This is a genomic window from Pseudoalteromonas sp. MMG022 (assembly GCF_021654245.1).
Classification (GTDB): Bacteria; Pseudomonadota; Gammaproteobacteria; order Enterobacterales; family Alteromonadaceae; genus Pseudoalteromonas; species Pseudoalteromonas amylolytica.
This window is the reverse complement of record NZ_JAKFZQ010000004.1, coordinates 292919-312980: the sequence shown is the minus strand read 5'-3', so window position 1 is coordinate 312980 and position 20062 is coordinate 292919. Positions and strand designations below refer to the sequence as shown.

The following is a 20062-nucleotide window of genomic DNA, read 5'->3' as shown; positions in this document are numbered from 1 at the left end:
TATTGGTTTACTTTGAAATAGGCGGTATTGCTTACTCCGCCATCTCCGTTAAATACTTGTCGTGAAAATGTTTGATTGACTGTTCATAATCCTCAGCCAATGCACCAATGCCACCTAAATCCGACATCATGCCTTTTTGAACGCGCTCACATAAATCAATGTCTTCCTGATTCACGTTAAACTCTTCACTGCTGCCCGCATCTTCATAGTACTGGCCTTGGTCTTGCTCACCCTCTTCCATAAACTTACCAAACACCCTAATCTGAACCTGACTGGTGGTCGATGACGTTGGTACTGCTTTTAACATGGCCACAAACTTAGCCCCGGTGACTACGCCCAAATTGGGATAAATCATATGATCCCCCGAGCCGAACCACGTCTCGTTGGGGGCGATAATTTTTGACGGTAAGTATTTTTCGAATTCGGCCATTTTTCCTTCCACTAAGGTAGACTGAAAAAACGACCAATGACCATTGTAGTAGTGATTCACCTGACTTTTATGATCCAGTCCTAAGATCGAATTTTTATGGGCGTACCATAGGTGATAACTTTCAATGTGGTTTTCAATAAATAGCTTCCAATTTGCATTCATATCATAGTTAACGCTGTGAATTTGTTCCAACTCACTGAGATCATATGGCCCAAAGTGCTGGCCAAATTCTCCTATCCACTGGGTAAAATCTGGCGCGTTATCTGGGTCTGGATGAATGAAGACCATACTCTTAAACACGTTAACGGCAGCTGGATAAAGTGAAAGCTCTTTTTTATCAACACGACTAAATTGCTTCGCTTGCTGTGGAATAGAACGAAGCTCTCCCGTTAGGTCATAACGCCAGCAGTGATAGCCACATTCAATTGCACTGGAGATATTACCCGAGTCACGCAGCATCACCGTGCCACGGTGGCGACAAATGTTATGAAATGCTCTCAGCTGACCTTGGTTATCGCGGATCACAAACAAAGGTAAATTACCCACTGTTGTACAAATGTAATCTCCGTTATTTTTCACATCATTTTCGACGCCAACAAAACTCCAGTTTTGTGCAAATACATTTTTTTGTTCTTTGGCAAACCACTCTTCACTGAAGTAGGCTTCACGATTTAATCCTAATGACTTAACGTCCCTCATACTGCACCTCCTTGGTGACTTTGCGAGATAATGACCCGTGAGACTTAGAAATTGCGCGATTTATGCTTGTCATTATTCAATGCCATCATTTCTAAGCCTCACACCACGTTTTGTGTTATCGCTGACAACAAGTAACTAACTATGCTCATCTGCCAGCGGCTGTTGTGTTACTCAATATTTAAGTGCCTGATGCATCGGCTATTACTTCATGCTCTGCATCTTGCTTTGCCACTGTTTTAGTGTCATTTGCACTGTGTGTTTCTTGCTCATCTTCATCTGAAATATTTCTAAAAAAGACGCGTCTAAAGGCAAGGGCTGGCCTGTCTGCTATCACGCTGACCGGCTTGTCGATGCCGTAGGTTTGTTGTGATGAAAGCATCAGCTCAACATGCTCGACGTCTTCCCCATTGAGCTGCCTAACCCACTTTTTGATGATGTAATCCACCAGCGCATTTTTGGCGAATGAACGAACATGCTCACCAAAGAACCACGCCTGCGTATCATCCGCTGGAGTCACCATGAACAAGGCAACCTGCTCATGCCCAGAGACAAATCGATCGTAAAAATACACCACGCCACCTAAGTCAAAGCGGAAGTAGCATTTTTCACGGTCCAAGCGAGTCACGCCCAATAAACGGCGGCTAAGCCCCAGCATGCCTTCTGTGCCTTTTACGTCATCATGCACAGGATCAGTTGGGTCTAACTGGCCCCAGTAGCCACGCATATCGTCGTCATAACGGATCACCTGATCGGCCACACGGGGAGGTTCACCCGCCAGTGTGCCCGGATGAATAAATGGCGGGTGCGTGTTGTCGATAGCATTTTCCACCACGCTTAAAAATGGTGCATTAGCAAAGATAGGAATATCCCTTACACGACGCATCCCTCGGCCATAGTCTTCTTCCAAAAAGTAGTAGTGTGGCGGATTGGGATCACTCGGCGCAGAGTTCTCCCCCCAAATCCAAATGATCCCTTGGCTTTCGGCGACGTGATAAGCGTTCACTTTTGCATTGTTGGGAATATTTTTGGATGGGCACTGAGATGGAATGGCAGCACATTTACCCGCACTATTGAACTCCCAGCCATGAAACGGACATTGAATATTGCCGTTCACCACCTTACCAATCCCCAAGTCTGCGCCTCGGTGAGGACACATTGCATCTAGGGCTACGACCTTGTTTTCGAGGTCTCTAAAAAATATGATTTGACTGCCTAATATCTTTCTTTTCAAAGGCAGTTCATTGTTGATTTCATGACTCCAGCCAGCGGCATACCAAGCTTTGGTCGGAAATTTTTTGTTGTCCATAATCTTTGTCCGTATATCTTGAATTATTTAGTATGCTTTTCAGGGCTTTGTAAAAATAAAATAAAGCTCATCAAACACATGGTGTAGATAAATGCATAGTGGTGGGTGATCATTCCCAAAGTTGGCACTCGCCAATACTCAAAATATTCACCAGCTATGACAATAAAACCCAAAAACAACATCACTACACTTATGCCACAACCAAATATTCCCCACTGCTTAGCGGCTTCAAAAGCCGTATCATCATTGCGTGCTTCAAACATCTTGTAGGCTGCAAACAAGCACACAGCGCCCGTTGCAAACTTAGATAAATAAATCACCGCAAACCCGAGTGTCGCTATCACCGGCGAATGGATACTGCGCCACTCTATACCAGGGGTATCCGCTGCCCCTTCCATACTCAGCACATATCGAACCTGCTCCAAACCTGGTGCGTAGTCCATCAAGTTACTCAGTACGCCAACGAACCCCCAACAACTGACACAAAACATCAGTACAATTTTCAACAACCTTACCATTCAAATATTCCTTTTAATTCTTACTACAGCTCATTCGAAGCGCACTTTTTACCGAGCGCGAACAAAAGGCCATGTCTTTATCGCGTGTACACATCAAGTACATGATTGAAAGACTGCGCATCGGTCACTTCATGAGCGCGAGCACGATCAATCTTGCCACTGGAGGTACGGGGCAACCGACTTGTTCCTAAGAAAATAAAGCGATGTATCGCGAGCTTATATTCACTGAGGATTTGGCCACTGAGCGTCACTGCCAAGTCTTCCAGCTGAGGTAGCTGTGTACTGACTTCATCAAGCCTAGATTTATGAATTTCTTGGATAAAAATAACCTCGGAGTCATCTAACCCTTCATTGACTTGAATCAGACAAGCCCCGGTTTCAACAAAGTAATCCCGTGACTTTGCAACAAAGTACTCAATTTCTTCGCCGTAGTAGTTTTTACCGTTGACGATCAACATGTTTTTCAGTCTGCCAACCACATGTAGCTTGCCATCGTTTAGATAACCTAAGTCTCCGGTTCTGAGGTAGGTAGGCTCGCCATTGCTACCATCTAGCGTCGCTTGAAAGGTCTCTGCACTGGCTTGTGGGTTATTGATATAGCCCTTGGCAACGTGCGGCCCGCGCACCCAGATCTCACCCGTTTCACCATCGCCAAGCTGATGTCGCTGCTCATCAACGATGATCACTTCGGCCTGTTCATCTGGTTTACCCACGCTGACATTTAATGGCGTAAGCCCTTGCGCTTCAATCACACCCGTTTCACCTGTCACATAGAGCGTGGTTTCAGCCATGCCGTAGCAGAAAAATGGCGCATTGTGTGCAAAACCATACGCGCTAAAGCGTTCAATAAAGCGCTTGATGGTCGTCGCTCGAATCATTTCTGAACCGTTAAAAGCAACTTGCCAACTACTCAAGTCAACCCCTTCCAACTGTTCATCTCTTATCCGTGTAACACAGTAGTCATAGGCAAAATTGGGCGCACCACTGACACTGGCCGAATACTTGGAGATCAGCTGTAGCCATTTGCTTGGGTTATGAAGAAAGTCATTAGGAGACATCAACACCGCGCTGCCGCCGGTATACACTGGATACAAAATACTCCAAATCAATCCCATATCATGGAAAAATGGTAGCCAGCTGACTGATGTTTCATCCCCGCTTAGCTGAGCATGTTTGGCAAACCCACGCTGGATCATTTGTAAGTTTGCTAACAGGTTGTCATGTCCAACTACCACCCCTTTGGGATTGGCGGTTGAGCCGGAGGTAAACTGGATCAAAGGCGGCACATCAAAAGACAACTCCGGCATAAAGCCTTCAAAATCAAAGGCACGCACTGCATCGGTGCAAATAATTTTGTACTCTTTACCATCGAATAGCTTTTCAAGTTGATAGCCAACCTGCTCTGCCTTGTCTCGCGTTGTAAATACCACGGCCACATCAATACCACTGGTGATTGAACGCAAGCGGTTATCTGGCTCATTCCCCGGCGGAATATACATGGGAATAGCTGATATATTGCCATACATACAGCCAAAAAATGCTTCCACAAATTCCAGCCCTGGCGAATACATCAGCAGCGCATATTTACCCTCTAGTTGCTGCTGCTTAGCAATATCAGCGATAGCACACGCACGCTCATGTAAACGTCGATAAGTGATAGTTACAGGACGCACAGCGCGTGGCGCATAATAGCTATACGCCTTTTTATCACCTATCTGTTGAGCGTGTTGTGCCAGCACTTGAGAAACTCCTTTTTGCTGCATCATTCACCTACTCCTTACTTATCAACAACGCTTTGTGTGGGCACTTTAGGTGTACTACTACGCTTAAGCGGAGCCCATAGTTGGCTAAACCACCCTTCTGGTACGTAAGTGCTTACACCGATTTCTTTTGACGCCATACGGTCTTTTGGATTGAGATAAGAGCCAAAGATGTGGTCCCAGATCATAGAAACCGAGCCATAGTTGTTATCATGCTCATCTCTGACTTGGCTATGATGCCAATGATGTAATTCAGGCGTGTTAAAGATGTAAGATAACCAACCACTTCTCACAGCCACATTAGAATGTGTCAGTAAGCCAACTGTAAGTTGAAATGCAAAGTACCAATTCAACAATGCAGGAGGAACGTCAATGACCAACACCACCAACATAATTGGCAAGAAGAAAGTAAATACTTCCAGCGGGTGCACTCGCGCGTTGTTTAAGACGTGCAATTGGTGGCTGTTGTGATGCAGCGAGTGGAACTTCCACAGCATAGGTAAGGTGTGGAATGAGCGATGACAGATGTACCAAATGAGATCAACGATTAGGATCATGATGATCAGTTCCAGTACAAATGGCAGGTTTAAATTAAATAAGCTTTCACTGCCTGAGCTAGCTTGCGCGCCCACCACGGCGAGGGCTACCGCTGTGGCTCCGATTTGCGCGGCGGGAAAGGTAATATTGTAGAGAAAATCATTCCAACCTTGGCGATCATATTTATTCCAACTCTTGTGATAGGGAATAATTAACTCCAAGATGAAAATCCCGACCAATAACCCCAGAAAGTGAAACTGTATCGCCATTTCATAAGACATCGCCATCGGTCCAATTAGCCACCAATACATCGCCAGTGAACCTGCCATAACCGCAGGCCAAACCAATACCAGCAAGTGACTCCACGCTGATTTATCTGCGTTTAATTCCATTACATCTTTCATGTTAACTTTCCTCCTTTGAGATCTTCCGTGATTCAACACGCTGTGGTGTTGGTACTTGCACATTGCTGGCAAGACCCATCCACTGCCACAACTTAATCAACCCATAGCCGATGTCTAAATTTCTCGCATATAGTCCCACATGTGCAGAGCGCGGAAAGGCATGGTGATTGTTATGGAATGATTCACCTAAGGTAATAATGGTCATCCACCAGTGGTTACGGCTGTTGTCTCTGGTCTGAAAGGTTTTAGTACCTATCAGGTGGTTAAGACTATTGATATAACCTATGGTGCTGCTCAGTACGAATGAACGAACTCCCCAGCCCCACAAAAAGCCGGTTAGTAAACCTATGGGTTTTTGCGTTACGGCAAACTCCACCAGTGCAGGCAGTATCATTGCTAAAGCTATCCATTTGTAATAATGCTTATTCACCGCGCCAATCTCTTCGTCACGAAGTAAATCAGGCACATACACCATGGGGTTTGGGTATTCATGGCGCTTCATCCAGCCAAAGGCAGCATGAAATACACCGTTATACTTCGAGTTATGTTGATTCGGTGTATGTGGGTCGCCATCTTTATCAGTAAACTGATGATGGCGGCGGTGAAAAGCAGCCCAGACAACAGGCGGCCCCTGCCCGCCCATACATGCCAGTGCGACCAAAGATTGCTTTAAACTTTTAACCGGTTCAAAAGAACGGTGAGATAAATAGCGGTGACTACCACAGATCACACCCACTAGGGTTAAAAACCACATCACTAAAAATTCTAAGATGTTTGTTAAGGTAGGTGGAAACCAAACAAACGCAGCCACAGTAAGTGGTATTGGCAAGCAAGTTAATATCAAGAAATGCCACATCTGTGTTTTTGCCATGCGTTCATCGAACATCATGGGACTCTTTTCTTCGCTTAAGACAGAGTCTACTTTCGTGTTATTGTCCATAAGATACACTCAAATATTTCTCTAAAGTGGTCGAAACTGACATCGAGCTTCCTTTTTTGTTACTAGGATTAATGCGCTCACTCACGTCTGTCGGCCACTTCAATCACTTTTATTGCTAGTAATCACAGCTGTGCAACGTTGCGATCCCAGGCTAACAACGCCTCGGTGATCTGCTTTGCTGCACGCAACCCCGACTCCAGCGCCCCTTCAATCTGACATGGATGCGTTTGTGCGTATTCCGCACCACACCAATAAACGGGTGGCTCCTGCTCGCGTAATACATGCCCCATCCTGCTCATCACACCGGGTGGAAAATAAGCGCCATAACTGCCACCAATCCACTCGTTTTGAGCCCAATCTTCGATTAACACCTGCTGTGGTTTTGGAAATTGGTTGCCAAACATGTTACCAATCGCATCAGCTACTAACCGCTCTCTGTCTACGCCATCGGCCATAAAGGCTTTGGCATGGCTGGTCCCAACAAAGGCGGCAAGCACTCCGCTTTGCAAGTCCGAAGGAGAGTTGTCTATGGTGTAACTAAGTGGAAAGTGATTGCTCATCACCTGACCTGATAAGCCCAACTCCAGCCAATATGGCTTGTCGTATATGGCTTGAACTTTGATAACCCGCCCCATGGGGAGCGCTTGTAATAAGCGCTCTCTGGCAGTGTCTCTCGGTGGTGAAAAGATAACCTGCTTGACCGCCGGTGGTGGCATGGCACACAAGATAGAACGATAGCGCCCAGACACGTGCCCCGCATCCACAGTGACCATATCATCGGCAACTTTGATGGCTCGAACTGGCGTATTGAGCAGGATGTTTTCCAGCCCAACACTTGTAGCTAGGTGATCACACAGCTGCCTAGGGCCATGGGTGAACCTGAGCGCTTGATGGCCTTTATCAACGCTAATCAAGCTGCTTAGACTCACTGAGCGGTTGGAGTAGTAGAGTACATACAAGAACGACACCATATGTGACTCAACCCCAAACACCATTTCACTGACCATTCTGAAGAATTGTTTACCACTGGTGGTAAACAATGTCTTATCAATCCATTGGCCAAATGACATATGGTCATACTCCACAAACAACTCATCCCAAGGCTCTTGGTTTTGCAGTTTGCCCATAATGCGCTCAAAGCGCGCCATGCCTTGAATGATGTCTGAATTGACAATCGGCCCTAGCGAGGGAAGTATTCCCTTAAAAGCACTACGTTGGTCATTCCACCAAATTAAATGTTCGCCATCGTTATGCGTTTGCTTGGTTTCAATACCAAAACGTTCAATTTGCGATTTAATTAAGGGTTGTTGTTCAGAGAACCAGTTTGCGCCAAGCTCTACCGTCACGTTGTCCTGACAGGTGGTGTCTTTAACGCGTCCGCCAACGTGGCTCTGTGCCTCAAATACATCAACCGTTAAGCCTGATTTTCTCAGATGATCTGCGGCGAATAAGCCGGAAACACCGGCTCCCACCACACAAACATCCGCTGTGCGTGCTATATCACTCATGTTGATACCCTCAGAAGCAGTTTCTTAGCTGCCCACGGCGCTTGATATCGAGTGATGCACAGTGAAATGAGCCGACAAACGGGAAGTAATTTTCGAACTCACAAAGAATTGGCTGCATACCCAGCTTTTTCAGAAACTTAATTGTGTGCTCTTGATTGCTTTCAACAATTATGCGTTTCTCGTCCAAGCTCAGCATATTGATATTCAACCAACCTGATAGACGCCCCAAACGGTTTTTAGCACTGTAGATCACCTCTGGTGCTTCAAACATTTCCCATGTTTTAAAGATGTCAGGCAATGCCGCTGGGTCAAAATAATCAGGACTGTATACCAAACGCCCCTCATCTAATGGCATGATGGTGTCATCAATATGCATGGCGAATGCATTTTTGGTTTCCACTTCGTGTACAGTAAAGTCAGAACCTAGTATTTGCCTTACCCATTTGATCCCTGCTTCATTGGTTGTGTGACTGCGAGAAACTAAAATATCTTTACCAAACTTCATGAAGTCAGCTGCGTCGAACAAGATTTCCTCCTCGGTGGTGAGCCACTGAGTTGGACGCCCATCTGCATCACGTTTTAAATCGCTGACAAAAGACTTATCTGACAATCTGGGTTTTGGTGCAGAAATCCAACGCGCACCTCGCTCGTTCAACTCTTTGAGAACATCTCTGTAAGCAAATGTCTCGAAGTAGCGACTTCTATCTGCCATTGGCGACTCAACAATGAGATCACCAATTAGCAATAGGCTATCTCGAGGGTTTGAAGAACAAAACTGATTTGGCACTTGCCAATCGGGCGTCTTTAGGGGTTGAGTAAAATCAATTGGCTGCGCCACATGAACCTTCACCCCCTCACCTTCTAAGATTGCCCGCAGCTCCGTTACTTCTTTTCTTGCCGCATCGATAAGATCGCTTGGGTAGCATCGGCTACCACTGGGAAAAATGTTGTCTAGCACATGCTCATATTCAGGCGGCACCACAGCATCAAAGACCGCCATTTCACCGGGCTTCATCGCCCCAAGCGGATCGCCAAGTAATACTTCTTCCAATGGGTCCCATTCGGTAAAAGTACCTATATTATTTTGCTCACTCGTATGAATAGTCATAAAACTTTCCTTGTAGTTTTGCTTAGTAGTAGTAAGGTGCCGATGGAACTAAATCCCTAACAATTTCCAATGCATTGATTGCATTATCAATTTCTTCTACTGTGTTGGCGGCCGTAATGGTAAATCTCAACATTGAACGTTTGATTGGCGCATTTGGATAAACCGCTGGCGTGATGAGGATCCCCTTTTCCCATAGGATTTTCGCAGCCTCAGTCACCGCGGCAATAGTGCCGATTTCAACGCTTACCAGTGGATAGAAATCAGAGCTTTCCGCAACCAAACCGACTTCTCGCACACCGGTTACAAAGCGCTTTGTGAGTTCAAAAATATGTTTTCTAAGCTCATCACCTTCACTACTTTGAGAGATTTCCAGCCCTGTTTGTGCACTCGACAAACTCGCTGTAGGACACGGACCTGAATTGATAAAGGTTGCTGCAGTGGCAAACATCTCAAGCTCAGCGTCGTTGCGACACGTCACAAATGCTCCCAAAGATGAAAACGCTTTTGATAGCCCTGCAACATAGATTACTTTGTCTCTATTTACATCAATGTTGTACTTGCGTAATAAGCCGCCACCGCCTGTGCCGTATGGGTTTTCTTCACTTGGATTACTGCCCCATAAACCAAACCCATGCGCATCATCAACATAAATTGTGGCATTTGGATAGTCTCTGATCATCTCCACCATTTCAGGCAGTTTTGCATCCACACCTGTCATGGAGTAAACACCATCAATACAGATATAAACAGCATCCAAATCTCGAGCATTTTCTAATTCTCTTTGTAAGTCTTCCAAATCGTTATGTTTGAAAAACTTCTTCAAAGCACCTTTAGCATACGCAAGGTCAACACCTTCTTGGATAGATTTATGCGCTCGCTCGTCCATTAAGAACAAGGTATCGGGCGTTGCCACTAGCGGTAAAATACCCATGTGGATAAGAGTGACGGTCGGATATACCAACACGCGTGGCGCACCAACGACCTCACTTAATGTATTTTCTAGCTTGGTATACAACTCAGGAGAGGCAATGGCTCTTGACCAACTTGGGTGTGTGCCCCATTTGCGCAGGTCTTTTTCAATCTTGGCAAAAATCCTTTCATCCAAGTCCAGACCTAAATAGTTAGCAGAGGCAAAGTCATACACCTCCTTGCCTTTGATTTTTAGTGTTCTTCCATGCTGTTCGTCTACCTCGTTGTAAAACTGAGGCACTTCTTCTATCAAATGACGTTGTAGATCCGTGATACCTACGCCTGGCACACCGCCTTTAGCGTCCGTATCTTGAGTTTCATTCACAAGCTCTAATAAATCTCTAAATGATCTAACATTGGTAGATTTATCTGGATCGATAGATAATCCGAAAGTCTTTTCTACATGTAGTAAAAACTCTACTTGGTCAATTGAATCTAGCGCTAGGTCACCACTGAGCTGTAAGTCTAGATGTAGGTTTTGCGGAATACGCTTCTTCTTGTATTTATTGCAAAAACCAACATAAGATTCAAGTAGTTGCTCACCTTCAATGGTGTTTGACTTGGCTTTTGTAGAACCGTTAAGGTCAAGCCCAACAACTCTCTCTAAGTCTACCACTTCTTCTGATAAGTATTCTTCTTTCATGACGTTCCCTCTAAATTAGCCTGCTAGCACGACCAGGCTTTTAAATACTTTATTATTAGATTTACACTATAAAGTCCGTGATTTATATTTTGTGACAACCAAAAAGGGTTAGAGAATTGCCAAGTGACCAAAGCCACTACACCAGACATGATTTCCGTACCTTAACCAGCAACATATACCGCATTCAGTTTTCCACACTGAGTTATGCCGATAATCATCACAACCAGTTAAGAGCGTACCGCCAAAACCAACACCGCTCAAAAAACAGCCTCATTTGTAACACACTTGTATAAAAGATCAATATATTATTTATATCATTAACCTAATTAACTTATTTTTAATTACAAAAATAATTCAAAATTAATACACTAACTCTCATTTACCAATATTAAAAACAGGAATGATAATGCTTATCAATTTTAAGCGTTGATATTAAAAATTTGTTATCATGCACAAAGGAGAAACAGAGATAAAACAATTACCCCTTTAAAAACAATTGTTTGAAAATAATAAATATTATAAAGCCGCTCTATTTATAATAAAAAAGGATTAAGTTTTATAATCACAGATACCATTATTTTTCATGTATATCAGTAAAATAAAATATTCAACACACAGCAAAACAAAAGAAGAACCTATCAAAATTAGCTCACGAATAATTTATAAATAAGCAACAATATAATTGTTGAAGACGCACTTTTTGACCTTTAGAAGTGATAGAAGATATTGATTTCGATAAAGTCATCATTTTTGAGGCTAGAAAGTGGACTATCCGGCTTATCTGTATCAAACAGCCAAGCTTCAACTTGCCACTTCCAATGCTCATCGATACGACTTGATGTCTCAAGTTTGATGGCATGCTCGTCACGATTGTCCAAATCTTGACTAATGCCGAATAGCATTTCGGTGCCATTGAAGTCGTTCAGCGCCAAACGCCACCCTAGAAATAAATCATTTTGATATAAAGCCAACGCAGTATCATCGTATGAGTACTCTGCTATCCAGCCTAAGTTCCATTGCGTATTAGCAACTCCAGTTTGAGTCCATTCAACGCCACCAATGTAGGCAAAATGATGTGTTAGGCTGTCTCGATATCGCATTTCTAGCTTTATCAATAATTCGTCAAATATCGCCTGTAAATCTAGGCTGGTTTGTGTCATTTGCGCGTAATAAGGCGTTAATTCTGATTGATGATCGATAAAATAAGGTTCGCGGTTAGTCCCTTTGAAAAAGCTAACGCCCACTTCCCACTCATCGATAAAGTGACTATATCTCGCTGCAAAATCGATATGTTTTTGCTTATTGCTCGACTCATATAGTGGGTCATCTGAAATCGCTAAATCAAAGCCAAGCCGGCCATCTACACCAGCAAAGGTCCGCTCTCTAAAGTAGGGTAATAGCCAAATGCTAAAACTACCATATGCCTGATGAGTGGCGACATTAAGCATAGGTTGACCCAGCTTACTCTCCTGATCGATGGCATCTGCAAAGTCAGTTTGGTTAATCACATCAACTAGATGTAGTGACTCGGTTACTCCCCAAAACTCTTTACCAATCCCTACTTTAAACTCGATATCATCGACGTAATGTACATACATAAACTCCCTGATATCCAGAAGGTTTCGCTCACTATCAACATTATCAATGCGTAGGTACGGAACAAATGAAAGCGTGCTGTTTTCACCCAACCAATGTAGCTGAGGCTCAACTGAAAATGACGTATGCCAGTGCTTATTTGCATTTTCTGTGGCTGTATCAGCGTGACTATCGTAATAGCGTTGTTGGAGAGAACTTTCACCACTGAACTCAACACCTAACGCAGTTTTGCAAACAAACTGTGCAGCGAAAGGGATTACCCACTTGATACACTTTAAACGCATACTGGCTCCTTGAGGGTTTTCATGTTGATGCGTAAATATTTCTAATTGGCATACAGCAACAACTGGTTCTTACTTCCTTGAAGAGGGCTATGGTTGCATGTAAGAAAAAAGTTATCAATATGTTTTTAAATGGGAAATGATAATACTATGGTATTGGTAGCACCTTAGTGTGAGAAAATAAAAACGGCGCTGTTGAGCGCCGTTTTCAATAGTTAAGTGACAGCTAAGCCTATTCTTCGTTTTGCTCCTGCGACACATCCTCGATATCTGCATTGGATGACTTAGTTTCTATCTCATACTCATCCACACGCTGCAGACCTCGCGGTAACTTGTTACCACGACGGCCGCGTTCACCATGATAGTGTTCTAAATCACTTGGCTTAAGCGTTAGTTTTCGTTTACCTGCGTGAAGTGTCACCGAGCAGCCCTCTGGCACGCACGCTAGGACCTTTACAAACTCTTCTCGCGCTTGAACTTTGGCACTGGGGATGGAAATAATCTTATTACCCTTACCTTTACCTAACTTTGGCAAATCGCGTAGTGGGAACAGCAACATTCGGCCTTCATTAGAAATCGCCATACACATATCGGTGGCAACATCATTCACCGTGATTGGCGCCATCAATTGTGCTCCTTTTGGCACACTCACCAGTGCCTTACCGTTTTTGTTCTTACTGACAAGGTCGTTAAATTCAGTGATAAACCCATAGCCACCATCGGTTGCCATGAGGTATAGAGTCTTCTCATCTCCCATTACCACGTGCTCAAAGTTACACCCAGGTGCAAGATTAAAGCGCCCAGTCATGGGCTCGCCTTGGCTACGAGCTGACGGCAAGCTGTGCGCTTCAGTGGCAAATGCACGTCCCGAGGTATCTAAAAATACTGCCGGCTGATTACTGCGTCCTTTCGCCGAGGCTTTATAGCTATCACCCGAGCGGTAGCTTAATCCCTCGGCATCAATATCATGACCCTTAGCGACACGCGCCCAGCCTTTGTCAGAAAGCACAACTGTGACCGACTCAGATGGGATCAGATCTTTTTCGCTCAGAGCTTTGGCTTCTGAGCGTTCAATTACTGGCGAGCGACGCTCGTCACCATACAACTCAGCGGCTTCTTGAATTTCTTTTTTCATCAATGTCGACATACGACGCTCTGAGCCTAAAGTGAGCTGTAACTTATCACGTTCACTGCTTAACTCATCCTGCTCACCACGGATTTTCTCTTCTTCTAACTTCGCTAAATGGCGTAGTTTCAAATCAAGAATCGCTTCCGCTTGTTTATCCGATAAGTTAAAACGCGCCATAAGCTCTTCTTTTGGCTTGTCTTCATTACGGATAATTTCTATCACTTCATCGATATTTAAAAAGGCAATCATTAAACCTTCTAAAATATGCAAACGGGCCAATACTTTATCTAAACGGTACTGCAAACGACGGCGCACAGTTTCGCGGCGGAACACCAGCCATTCAGATAAGATCTGCTGTAAATCTTTGACCTGTGGGCGACCATCAAGGCCAATCATGTTGAGGTTTACACGATAGCTTTTTTCTAAATCAGTGGTAGCGAATAAATGCGCCATCAAAGGTTCGAGTTTGACACGGTTTGAGCGCGGTACAATCACAATACGAGTTGGATTTTCGTGATCCGACTCATCGCGTAAATCAGCTACCATGGGCAGCTTTTTCGCTGTCATTTGGGCCGCAATTTGCTCTAACACTTTGGCGCCTGAACACTGATGCGGCAAGGCAGTAATGACAATATCCCCCTGCTCTTCGGTATAAACCGCACGCATTTTGATAGAGCCACGCCCGGTTGTGTAGATCTTTCGAATATCCGATTTAGCAGTGATGATTTCTGCATCTGTAGGATAATCCGGTGCTTGCACAATTTCTAATAATTCTTCCAAAGTGGTTTTTGGCTGGTCAAGCAACATGCAACATGCGCTCGCTAACTCTTTTACATTGTGTGGCGGAATATCGGTTGCCATTCCCACCGCAATACCGGTTATGCCATTAAGTAAAATATGTGGTAACCGAGACGGCAGCACCTTTGGCTCATCCATTGTGCCATCAAAGTTTGGAGTCCAATCGACAGTGCCTTGACCAAGTTCTTTAAGTAATACTTCTGAGAACTTAGACAAACGCGCCTCTGTGTAACGCATAGCCGCAAATGACTTAGGATCATCAGCGGCACCCCAGTTACCTTGTCCATCTACCAGTGGGTAACGGTATGAAAAAGGCTGTGCCATTAAAACCATGGCTTCATAACAGGCGCTATCACCGTGTGGATGGTATTTACCTAACACGTCACCCACTGTACGGGCTGACTTTTTGTACTTAGCAGCGGCTGATAACCCTAGCTCGCTCATGGCATACACGATACGACGCTGTACCGGCTTTAAACCATCACCAATATGCGGTAAAGCTCGGTCCATGATCACATACATGGAGTAGTTTAAATAGGCGTCTTCGGTAAAGCGCCCCATCGTTTGTTGTTCAATCCCCTGTAAAGACAAGGTTTGAGGATCAGTCATGTAACACCCTATTTATTGTTATAGCGAACGCGATATATCGCATTGGCATAATCGTCCGACACCAACAGGCTGCCATCAACAAGTTCAGCAAATGCAACCGGACGACCCAAGGTTTGTTCTTTATCTAAAAAGCCGCTAATAAAGGGCTCATAAGCGGCTACTTCGCCTTCTTTGATGGTTGCCATCATCACGCGATAACCCACTTTCTTACTACGATTCCAAGAGCCATGCTCGGCGACAAACAATCTATTATGTAGCGCTTTAGCAAACTGTTTACCACGATAAAAATGAATACCCAATGGCGCGACATGAGCCTGCAATGCGAGCTTTGGCATCGTGTACTTTTGCATATCAGCAAGCGTTTTGCCTTTGGCAAACTCAGGGTCCAGCACGCTACCACCGTGTACATATGGAAAACCAAAGTGTTCGCCATCAAAACTGACGCGGTTTATTTCATCGGGTGGAATATCGTCTCCCATCATGTCGCGACCGTTGTCAGAAAACCAAAGCGCCCCACTTTGCGGATTGATATCAAACCCGACTGAATTGCGCACGCCTTGCGCCACTGTCGTGAGTTTTTTGCTCTGTAAGTTCAGCGAAAAAATACGCCCATACTTTTCATCTTCTGCGCACACATTACAAGGCACGCCCACGGGGACCAATAGCTCACCATTTTCGGTAAAACGAATAAACTTCCAGCCATGGTGGCGATCCGTTGGTAAGTTATCAAACACCACCTCAAAGCTTGGCTTGCTAAGCTGCTTGTCAATACTTTTGAAACGTATGATGCGATGGACCTCGGCGACATATAAATCGCCTTGGTAAAGCGCCAGTCCTGACGGCATATTAAGGTTTTTTGCCAACACAATCTGGCGATCCGCGACACCATCTTGATTATGGTCAATCAGGGCGTAGACTTTGCCAGCTTTGCGTGAACCTGCATACACCACCCCCGATGAAGAAATGGCCAACTGCCTAGCATTTTCAACATTTTTCGCAAAATAACTGATCTCATAACCTTTGGGCAGAGTTAGTCGCTCCAACAACTCATCATTTGCAGCCGCGGATTTAGTCCACATCAGCAAACTTATGAGTGCACTCATTGCTACTAGGGTGAACCGTATCATCATTTACACCTCTACTTGCGCTTTGTCACCGTGGTTTTCAAGCCATTCTTTTCTATCGCCTGAACGCTTTTTAGCCAGCAGCATGTCCATCATTTCCATGGTTTGCTCCTGCTCTTCAAGCGTTAATTGCACCAAGCGGCGTGTATTTGGATCCATCGTGGTTTCACGAAGTTGTAAGGGGTTCATCTCACCTAGACCTTTAAAACGCTGCACATTTACCTTGCCACGTTTTTTCTCAGCTTCAATGCGATCTAGCACGCCCTTTTTTTCATCTTCATCCAACGCATAGTACACCTCTTTGCCCACATCGATACGAAATAGCGGAGGCATAGCCACATACACATGCCCTTGTTTAACCAAGGCAGGGAAGTGGCGCACAAACAGCGCACATAACAGGGTGGCGATGTGCAACCCATCGGAGTCTGCATCCGCGAGAATACAGATTTTTCCATAGCGCAAGCCAGACAAGTCTTCCGAATCTGGGTCTATACCCAAGGCAACAGAGATATCATGGACCTCTTGTGACGCGAGGATCTGACCCGACTCAACTTCCCAAGTATTTAAAATCTTACCTCTGAGCGGCATGATTGCCTGAAATTCACGATCTCGAGCTTGTTTTGCCGAGCCACCAGCTGAGTCCCCTTCCACGAGGAACAGCTCCGAACGCTCAGTTTCGCTGCCCGAACAATCCGTCAATTTACCCGGTAATGCAGGCCCTGAAGTAACCTTTTTACGGACCACCTTTTTCGCCGCTCGCATCCGCTTTTGAGCATTGCTGATACACAGCTCTGCGAGTAGTTCAGCCGTATCGGTGTGCTCGTTCAACCATAAGCTAAAGGCATCTTTAACAATACCCGACACAAACGTGGCACATGAACGAGAAGAAAGCTTTTCTTTGGTTTGGCCCGCAAACTGCGGGTCTTGCATTTTAACTGACAATACATAGCTACATTTATCCCAAATATCGTCAGGTGTGAGTTTTACGCCGCGTGGTAACAGGTTACGAAACTCACAAAATTCTCGCATCGCTTCCAGTAGCCCCTGTCTTAAGCCATTCACGTGGGTTCCACCTTGCGCGGTTGGTATGAGGTTCACATAACTTTCGGTGATCGACTCCCCCCCTTCAGGCAACCAATGTAACGCCCAATCTACGCCCTCAGTAGAACCACTGAAACTACCGGTGAAAGGGCTTTTTGGAAGCACTTCATAACCTTGCGAGCTGTCTTTTAGATAATCTTCAAGACCCGCTTCATAGTGCCATTCCTGCGTTTCTTTGGTTTGCTTATTGATAAAGCGAATTCTCAGACCGGGACAAAGTACCGCCTTGGCTTTAAGTACATGATTGAGCTTAGCTAAAGAAAAGTTCGCTGAATCAAAGTAACTGGCATCGGGCCAAAAATGAACCGATGTACCTGTGTTCCGCTTACCCACAGTGCCTGTCACCGTTAGGTCTTGTACTTTATCACCATGCTCAAACGCCATTTCATACACTTGCGCATCACGCTTAACGGTTATCTCAACACGGCTTGATAAGGCATTCACAACCGAGATCCCTACCCCGTGCAAACCACCTGAAAACTGATAATTTTTATTGGAGAACTTACCACCGGCGTGAAGCTTGGTGAGGATGAGCTCAACACCTGGCAAACCTTCTTCAGGGTGAATGTCCACCGGCATGCCACGGCCATCATCAATAACTTCTAGTGAGTTATCTTCATGTAAAATAACATCTATTTTGGTAGCGTGCCCCGCGAGCGCTTCATCCACACTGTTATCAATCACCTCTTGTCCAAGGTGGTTAGGGCGCGTGGTATCCGTATACATGCCTGGACGACGTTTTACCGGTTCCAGACCATTTAAAACCTCAATCGCTTCGGCGTTATAATTTTGCTCGCTCATAGGTAAATTCTTTTTATTTAATTCGTTCTGTTTTACGTGATTTTAAGAAAATTGACAACAGTGTCAAAGTAACGTTGAAAGCCCATAAAACTATGATCACCAGCAAACTCTATTCTTTGCGGGCATGATTTGTAGTATTGCAATGCATGTTGGTACGGCAGAACTTCATCGCCCATTTGCTGCAAAAGCATCAACAATGATGGGGCTGTGAGTCGCTGTAGATACAATTGCCGCAGAGCATACACATGTTCTTGACCCAGTTGATAATGTATCTGTTGATAGGGATTATACTGTGGGCCCAAATAATCCGCCAATAATTCAAAAGGCCTAACCGCAGGATTAATCACAACCGCTGGAATATTGTACTGTTGTGAAAGATACGTGGCGTAAAACCCGCCAAGGGAGCTACCCAACAATACCGTATTACTATCAAGTAAAGATTCTAGCTGGGTGATCGCAACACGGGGATCATAGTGCAGGCGTGGAGTAATATAGTGGCTTTGCAATGCCTGCTCTTTTAACCACACACCGAACTGCTGGGCCTTGGCTGATAGCTCTGAACTGTTAAAACCATGAATGTAAATCACTCGTTTAACCATACAACCTCGGTATAATAGTTTTGCCCGTCAATGCATACCAGCCGCCATGCGGGCCCCAAGTCTTGCTGCTGCCAGTCACTAACATGTTTGGTAAACTGCACCGATGTAGCAGGTGTTGCATACACATCAAGCCCTCTATATTGGCTGTGATATTCGTTGTGTACATGGCCATGAAAAACTGCCAATACGTCACCTGTATTTACCAATGTGTTGAGTAACTGAGGGCCATTTTCAAGTATGTGTTTGTCCAAGTAGCCATTGATTGGAATGGAGTGATGATGACAAAAAGCAATGGTTTTGTGCTCTGAGCTTTTGATTACTGCTTCAATATCTTTGAGGTGCTGCGCTTCACACCAACCCGCAGGGGTTTCCCCTTTGGTATCTAACAGTAGAATATCGAGGTTGTTGGTACACAAACGTTTTGCTGCACTTATCTGGCCTCGACTCATTTGCTCAAGCATTTGTATTTCATCATGATTACCTGGCACCCAAAATACTGGGCAAGACAAACCAGAGCGTTTGACCAGCAGACTGAATAACTCATATGAGGCAACACTGTGATCTTGTGTTAGATCCCCACCAAATATCACTCCATCAATCTCATACTGAGTCAACTGCTGTAATACCTGCTTTAAGTACTCTGCGGTATTGATGTCAAAATACTGACCTTGGGGGTCGGCAAAAAGGTGGCTGTCAGTAATGTGGGCAAGCTTTATTCGGCTCTTTTTAAAATGGTGAGTGTCATCAAACCAAGCCATTATTTACATCCCAATTCAATGGCGTCTTACCACTTTCTAAGCACGCCATTAACCAGTCAGCCAAAAAGGCATTTATTTGATACTTTTCATCTTTTTGGTGCATATTTGGATTCGGATAACGATACGAAGGTTTGATCCGCTGGTGATAATCTTGATGGATCACTTCCGCCACTTTGGCATCGTGATAAAGACGCACAGACAAATGTAAACTTGGGAAAAATACATTACTGGCAGACGTTTGCTTGATGGTGATATCAGTGGTATATCTGGCACACCCTTGTACCTCAATCACATAATGTACATTGGCAAGCTCTATTGCTCTTTGTGCCCCATGCTCTTCGTGAGGTAACACCTTTAGCGCTCGTAAATAGTTACGTTCGCATAATGTAATGTATTTTGGTAAAGACTGCACATAGGCGCGTTCTACAACTATATCACTCAACG

At 44.7% G+C, this 20062-nt stretch carries 16 protein-coding genes; all 16 read right to left on the bottom strand.

What is annotated here, in order from left to right:
• Window positions 1-31 precede the first annotated feature (31 nt).
• Window positions 32-1129, bottom strand: a complete 1098-nt coding sequence (locus L1070_RS05830; protein ID WP_237124825.1) for an aromatic ring-hydroxylating dioxygenase subunit alpha — start codon at window positions 1127-1129, stop codon at window positions 32-34.
• Between the two features lie 178 nt (window positions 1130-1307).
• Window positions 1308-2435 (bottom strand): Rieske 2Fe-2S domain-containing protein, encoded by a 1128-nt coding sequence (locus L1070_RS05825; protein ID WP_237124824.1) that lies wholly within the window; start codon window positions 2433-2435, stop codon window positions 1308-1310.
• 23 nt (window positions 2436-2458) lie between these two features.
• Complete coding sequence (locus L1070_RS05820; RefSeq protein ID WP_070983321.1) at window positions 2459-2953, bottom strand: DUF2165 domain-containing protein; 495 nt, start codon at window positions 2951-2953, stop codon at window positions 2459-2461.
• 77 nt (window positions 2954-3030) lie between these two features.
• Window positions 3031-4719 carry a fatty acyl-AMP ligase gene (locus L1070_RS05815; protein WP_237124823.1) on the bottom strand — a complete coding sequence of 563 codons (1689 nt, stop codon included), beginning with the start codon at window positions 4717-4719 and terminating at the stop codon, window positions 3031-3033.
• Window positions 4720-4730: 11 nt separating this feature from the next.
• Window positions 4731-5654 (bottom strand): sterol desaturase family protein, encoded by a 924-nt coding sequence (locus tag L1070_RS05810; RefSeq protein ID WP_237124822.1) that lies wholly within the window; start codon window positions 5652-5654, stop codon window positions 4731-4733.
• A 1-nt stretch (window position 5655) separates the two neighbouring features.
• Entirely contained in the window at window positions 5656-6594 is a 939-nt protein-coding gene (locus tag L1070_RS05805) for a fatty acid desaturase (RefSeq protein ID WP_070983318.1), read from the bottom strand.
• Window positions 6595-6716: 122 nt separating this feature from the next.
• Window positions 6717-8102, bottom strand: a complete 1386-nt coding sequence (locus L1070_RS05800) for an NAD(P)/FAD-dependent oxidoreductase (RefSeq protein ID WP_237124821.1) — start codon at window positions 8100-8102, stop codon at window positions 6717-6719.
• A 10-nt stretch (window positions 8103-8112) separates the two neighbouring features.
• A complete protein-coding gene (locus tag L1070_RS05795) occupies window positions 8113-9210 on the bottom strand; it encodes a hypothetical protein (RefSeq protein WP_237124820.1) in 1098 nt (365 codons plus the stop codon).
• 22 nt (window positions 9211-9232) lie between these two features.
• Window positions 9233-10822 (bottom strand): aminotransferase class I/II-fold pyridoxal phosphate-dependent enzyme, encoded by a 1590-nt coding sequence (locus L1070_RS05790; protein WP_237124819.1) that lies wholly within the window; start codon window positions 10820-10822, stop codon window positions 9233-9235.
• 707 nt (window positions 10823-11529) lie between these two features.
• Window positions 11530-12702, bottom strand: coding sequence for a hypothetical protein (locus L1070_RS05785; RefSeq protein ID WP_237124818.1), 1173 nt, complete (start codon window positions 12700-12702; stop codon window positions 11530-11532).
• Between the two features lie 229 nt (window positions 12703-12931).
• Window positions 12932-15235 carry a DNA topoisomerase IV subunit A gene (gene parC, locus L1070_RS05780; protein ID WP_237124817.1) on the bottom strand — a complete coding sequence of 768 codons (2304 nt, stop codon included), beginning with the start codon at window positions 15233-15235 and terminating at the stop codon, window positions 12932-12934.
• Window positions 15236-15243: 8 nt separating this feature from the next.
• Window positions 15244-16338 carry a PQQ-dependent sugar dehydrogenase gene (locus L1070_RS05775; protein WP_237124836.1) on the bottom strand — a complete coding sequence of 365 codons (1095 nt, stop codon included), beginning with the start codon at window positions 16336-16338 and terminating at the stop codon, window positions 15244-15246.
• 27 nt (window positions 16339-16365) lie between these two features.
• Window positions 16366-18261, bottom strand: a complete 1896-nt coding sequence (gene parE, locus L1070_RS05770; protein WP_070983311.1) for a DNA topoisomerase IV subunit B — start codon at window positions 18259-18261, stop codon at window positions 16366-16368.
• Between the two features lie 32 nt (window positions 18262-18293).
• Window positions 18294-18860, bottom strand: a complete 567-nt coding sequence (locus L1070_RS05765; RefSeq protein WP_237124816.1) for a YqiA/YcfP family alpha/beta fold hydrolase — start codon at window positions 18858-18860, stop codon at window positions 18294-18296.
• On the bottom strand, window positions 18845-19618 hold the full coding sequence (locus tag L1070_RS05760; protein ID WP_237124815.1) for a metallophosphoesterase: 774 nt from the start codon (window positions 19616-19618) through the stop codon (window positions 18845-18847). The genes L1070_RS05765 and L1070_RS05760 overlap by 16 nt, the downstream gene beginning before the upstream one ends.
• On the bottom strand, window positions 19605-20060 hold the full coding sequence (locus L1070_RS05755) for a DUF1249 domain-containing protein (protein WP_070983309.1): 456 nt from the start codon (window positions 20058-20060) through the stop codon (window positions 19605-19607). Before L1070_RS05755 ends, L1070_RS05760 begins: the two co-directional genes overlap by 14 nt.
• Window positions 20061-20062: the final 2 nt, after the last annotated feature.

Coding starts and splice junctions, on each gene's coding strand:
- L1070_RS05825 (WP_237124824.1), bottom strand. CDS start 2,435: ATGGACAACAAAAAATTTCCGACCAAAGCTTGGTATGCCGCTGGCTGG.
- L1070_RS05775 (WP_237124836.1), bottom strand. CDS start 16,338: ATGAGTGCACTCATAAGTTTGCTGATGTGGACTAAATCCGCGGCTGCA.
- L1070_RS05810 (WP_237124822.1), bottom strand. CDS start 5,654: ATGAAAGATGTAATGGAATTAAACGCAGATAAATCAGCGTGGAGTCAC.
- L1070_RS05785 (WP_237124818.1), bottom strand. CDS start 12,702: ATGCGTTTAAAGTGTATCAAGTGGGTAATCCCTTTCGCTGCACAGTTT.
- L1070_RS05795 (WP_237124820.1), bottom strand. CDS start 9,210: ATGACTATTCATACGAGTGAGCAAAATAATATAGGTACTTTTACCGAA.
- L1070_RS05800 (WP_237124821.1), bottom strand. CDS start 8,102: ATGAGTGATATAGCACGCACAGCGGATGTTTGTGTGGTGGGAGCCGGT.
- L1070_RS05815 (WP_237124823.1), bottom strand. CDS start 4,719: ATGATGCAGCAAAAAGGAGTTTCTCAAGTGCTGGCACAACACGCTCAA.
- L1070_RS05805 (WP_070983318.1), bottom strand. CDS start 6,594: ATGGACAATAACACGAAAGTAGACTCTGTCTTAAGCGAAGAAAAGAGT.
- L1070_RS05790 (WP_237124819.1), bottom strand. CDS start 10,822: ATGAAAGAAGAATACTTATCAGAAGAAGTGGTAGACTTAGAGAGAGTT.
- L1070_RS05820 (WP_070983321.1), bottom strand. CDS start 2,953: ATGGTAAGGTTGTTGAAAATTGTACTGATGTTTTGTGTCAGTTGTTGG.
- parE (WP_070983311.1), bottom strand. CDS start 18,261: ATGAGCGAGCAAAATTATAACGCCGAAGCGATTGAGGTTTTAAATGGT.
- L1070_RS05760 (WP_237124815.1), bottom strand. CDS start 19,618: ATGGCTTGGTTTGATGACACTCACCATTTTAAAAAGAGCCGAATAAAG.
- L1070_RS05830 (WP_237124825.1), bottom strand. CDS start 1,129: ATGAGGGACGTTAAGTCATTAGGATTAAATCGTGAAGCCTACTTCAGT.
- L1070_RS05765 (WP_237124816.1), bottom strand. CDS start 18,860: ATGGTTAAACGAGTGATTTACATTCATGGTTTTAACAGTTCAGAGCTA.
- parC (WP_237124817.1), bottom strand. CDS start 15,235: ATGACTGATCCTCAAACCTTGTCTTTACAGGGGATTGAACAACAAACG.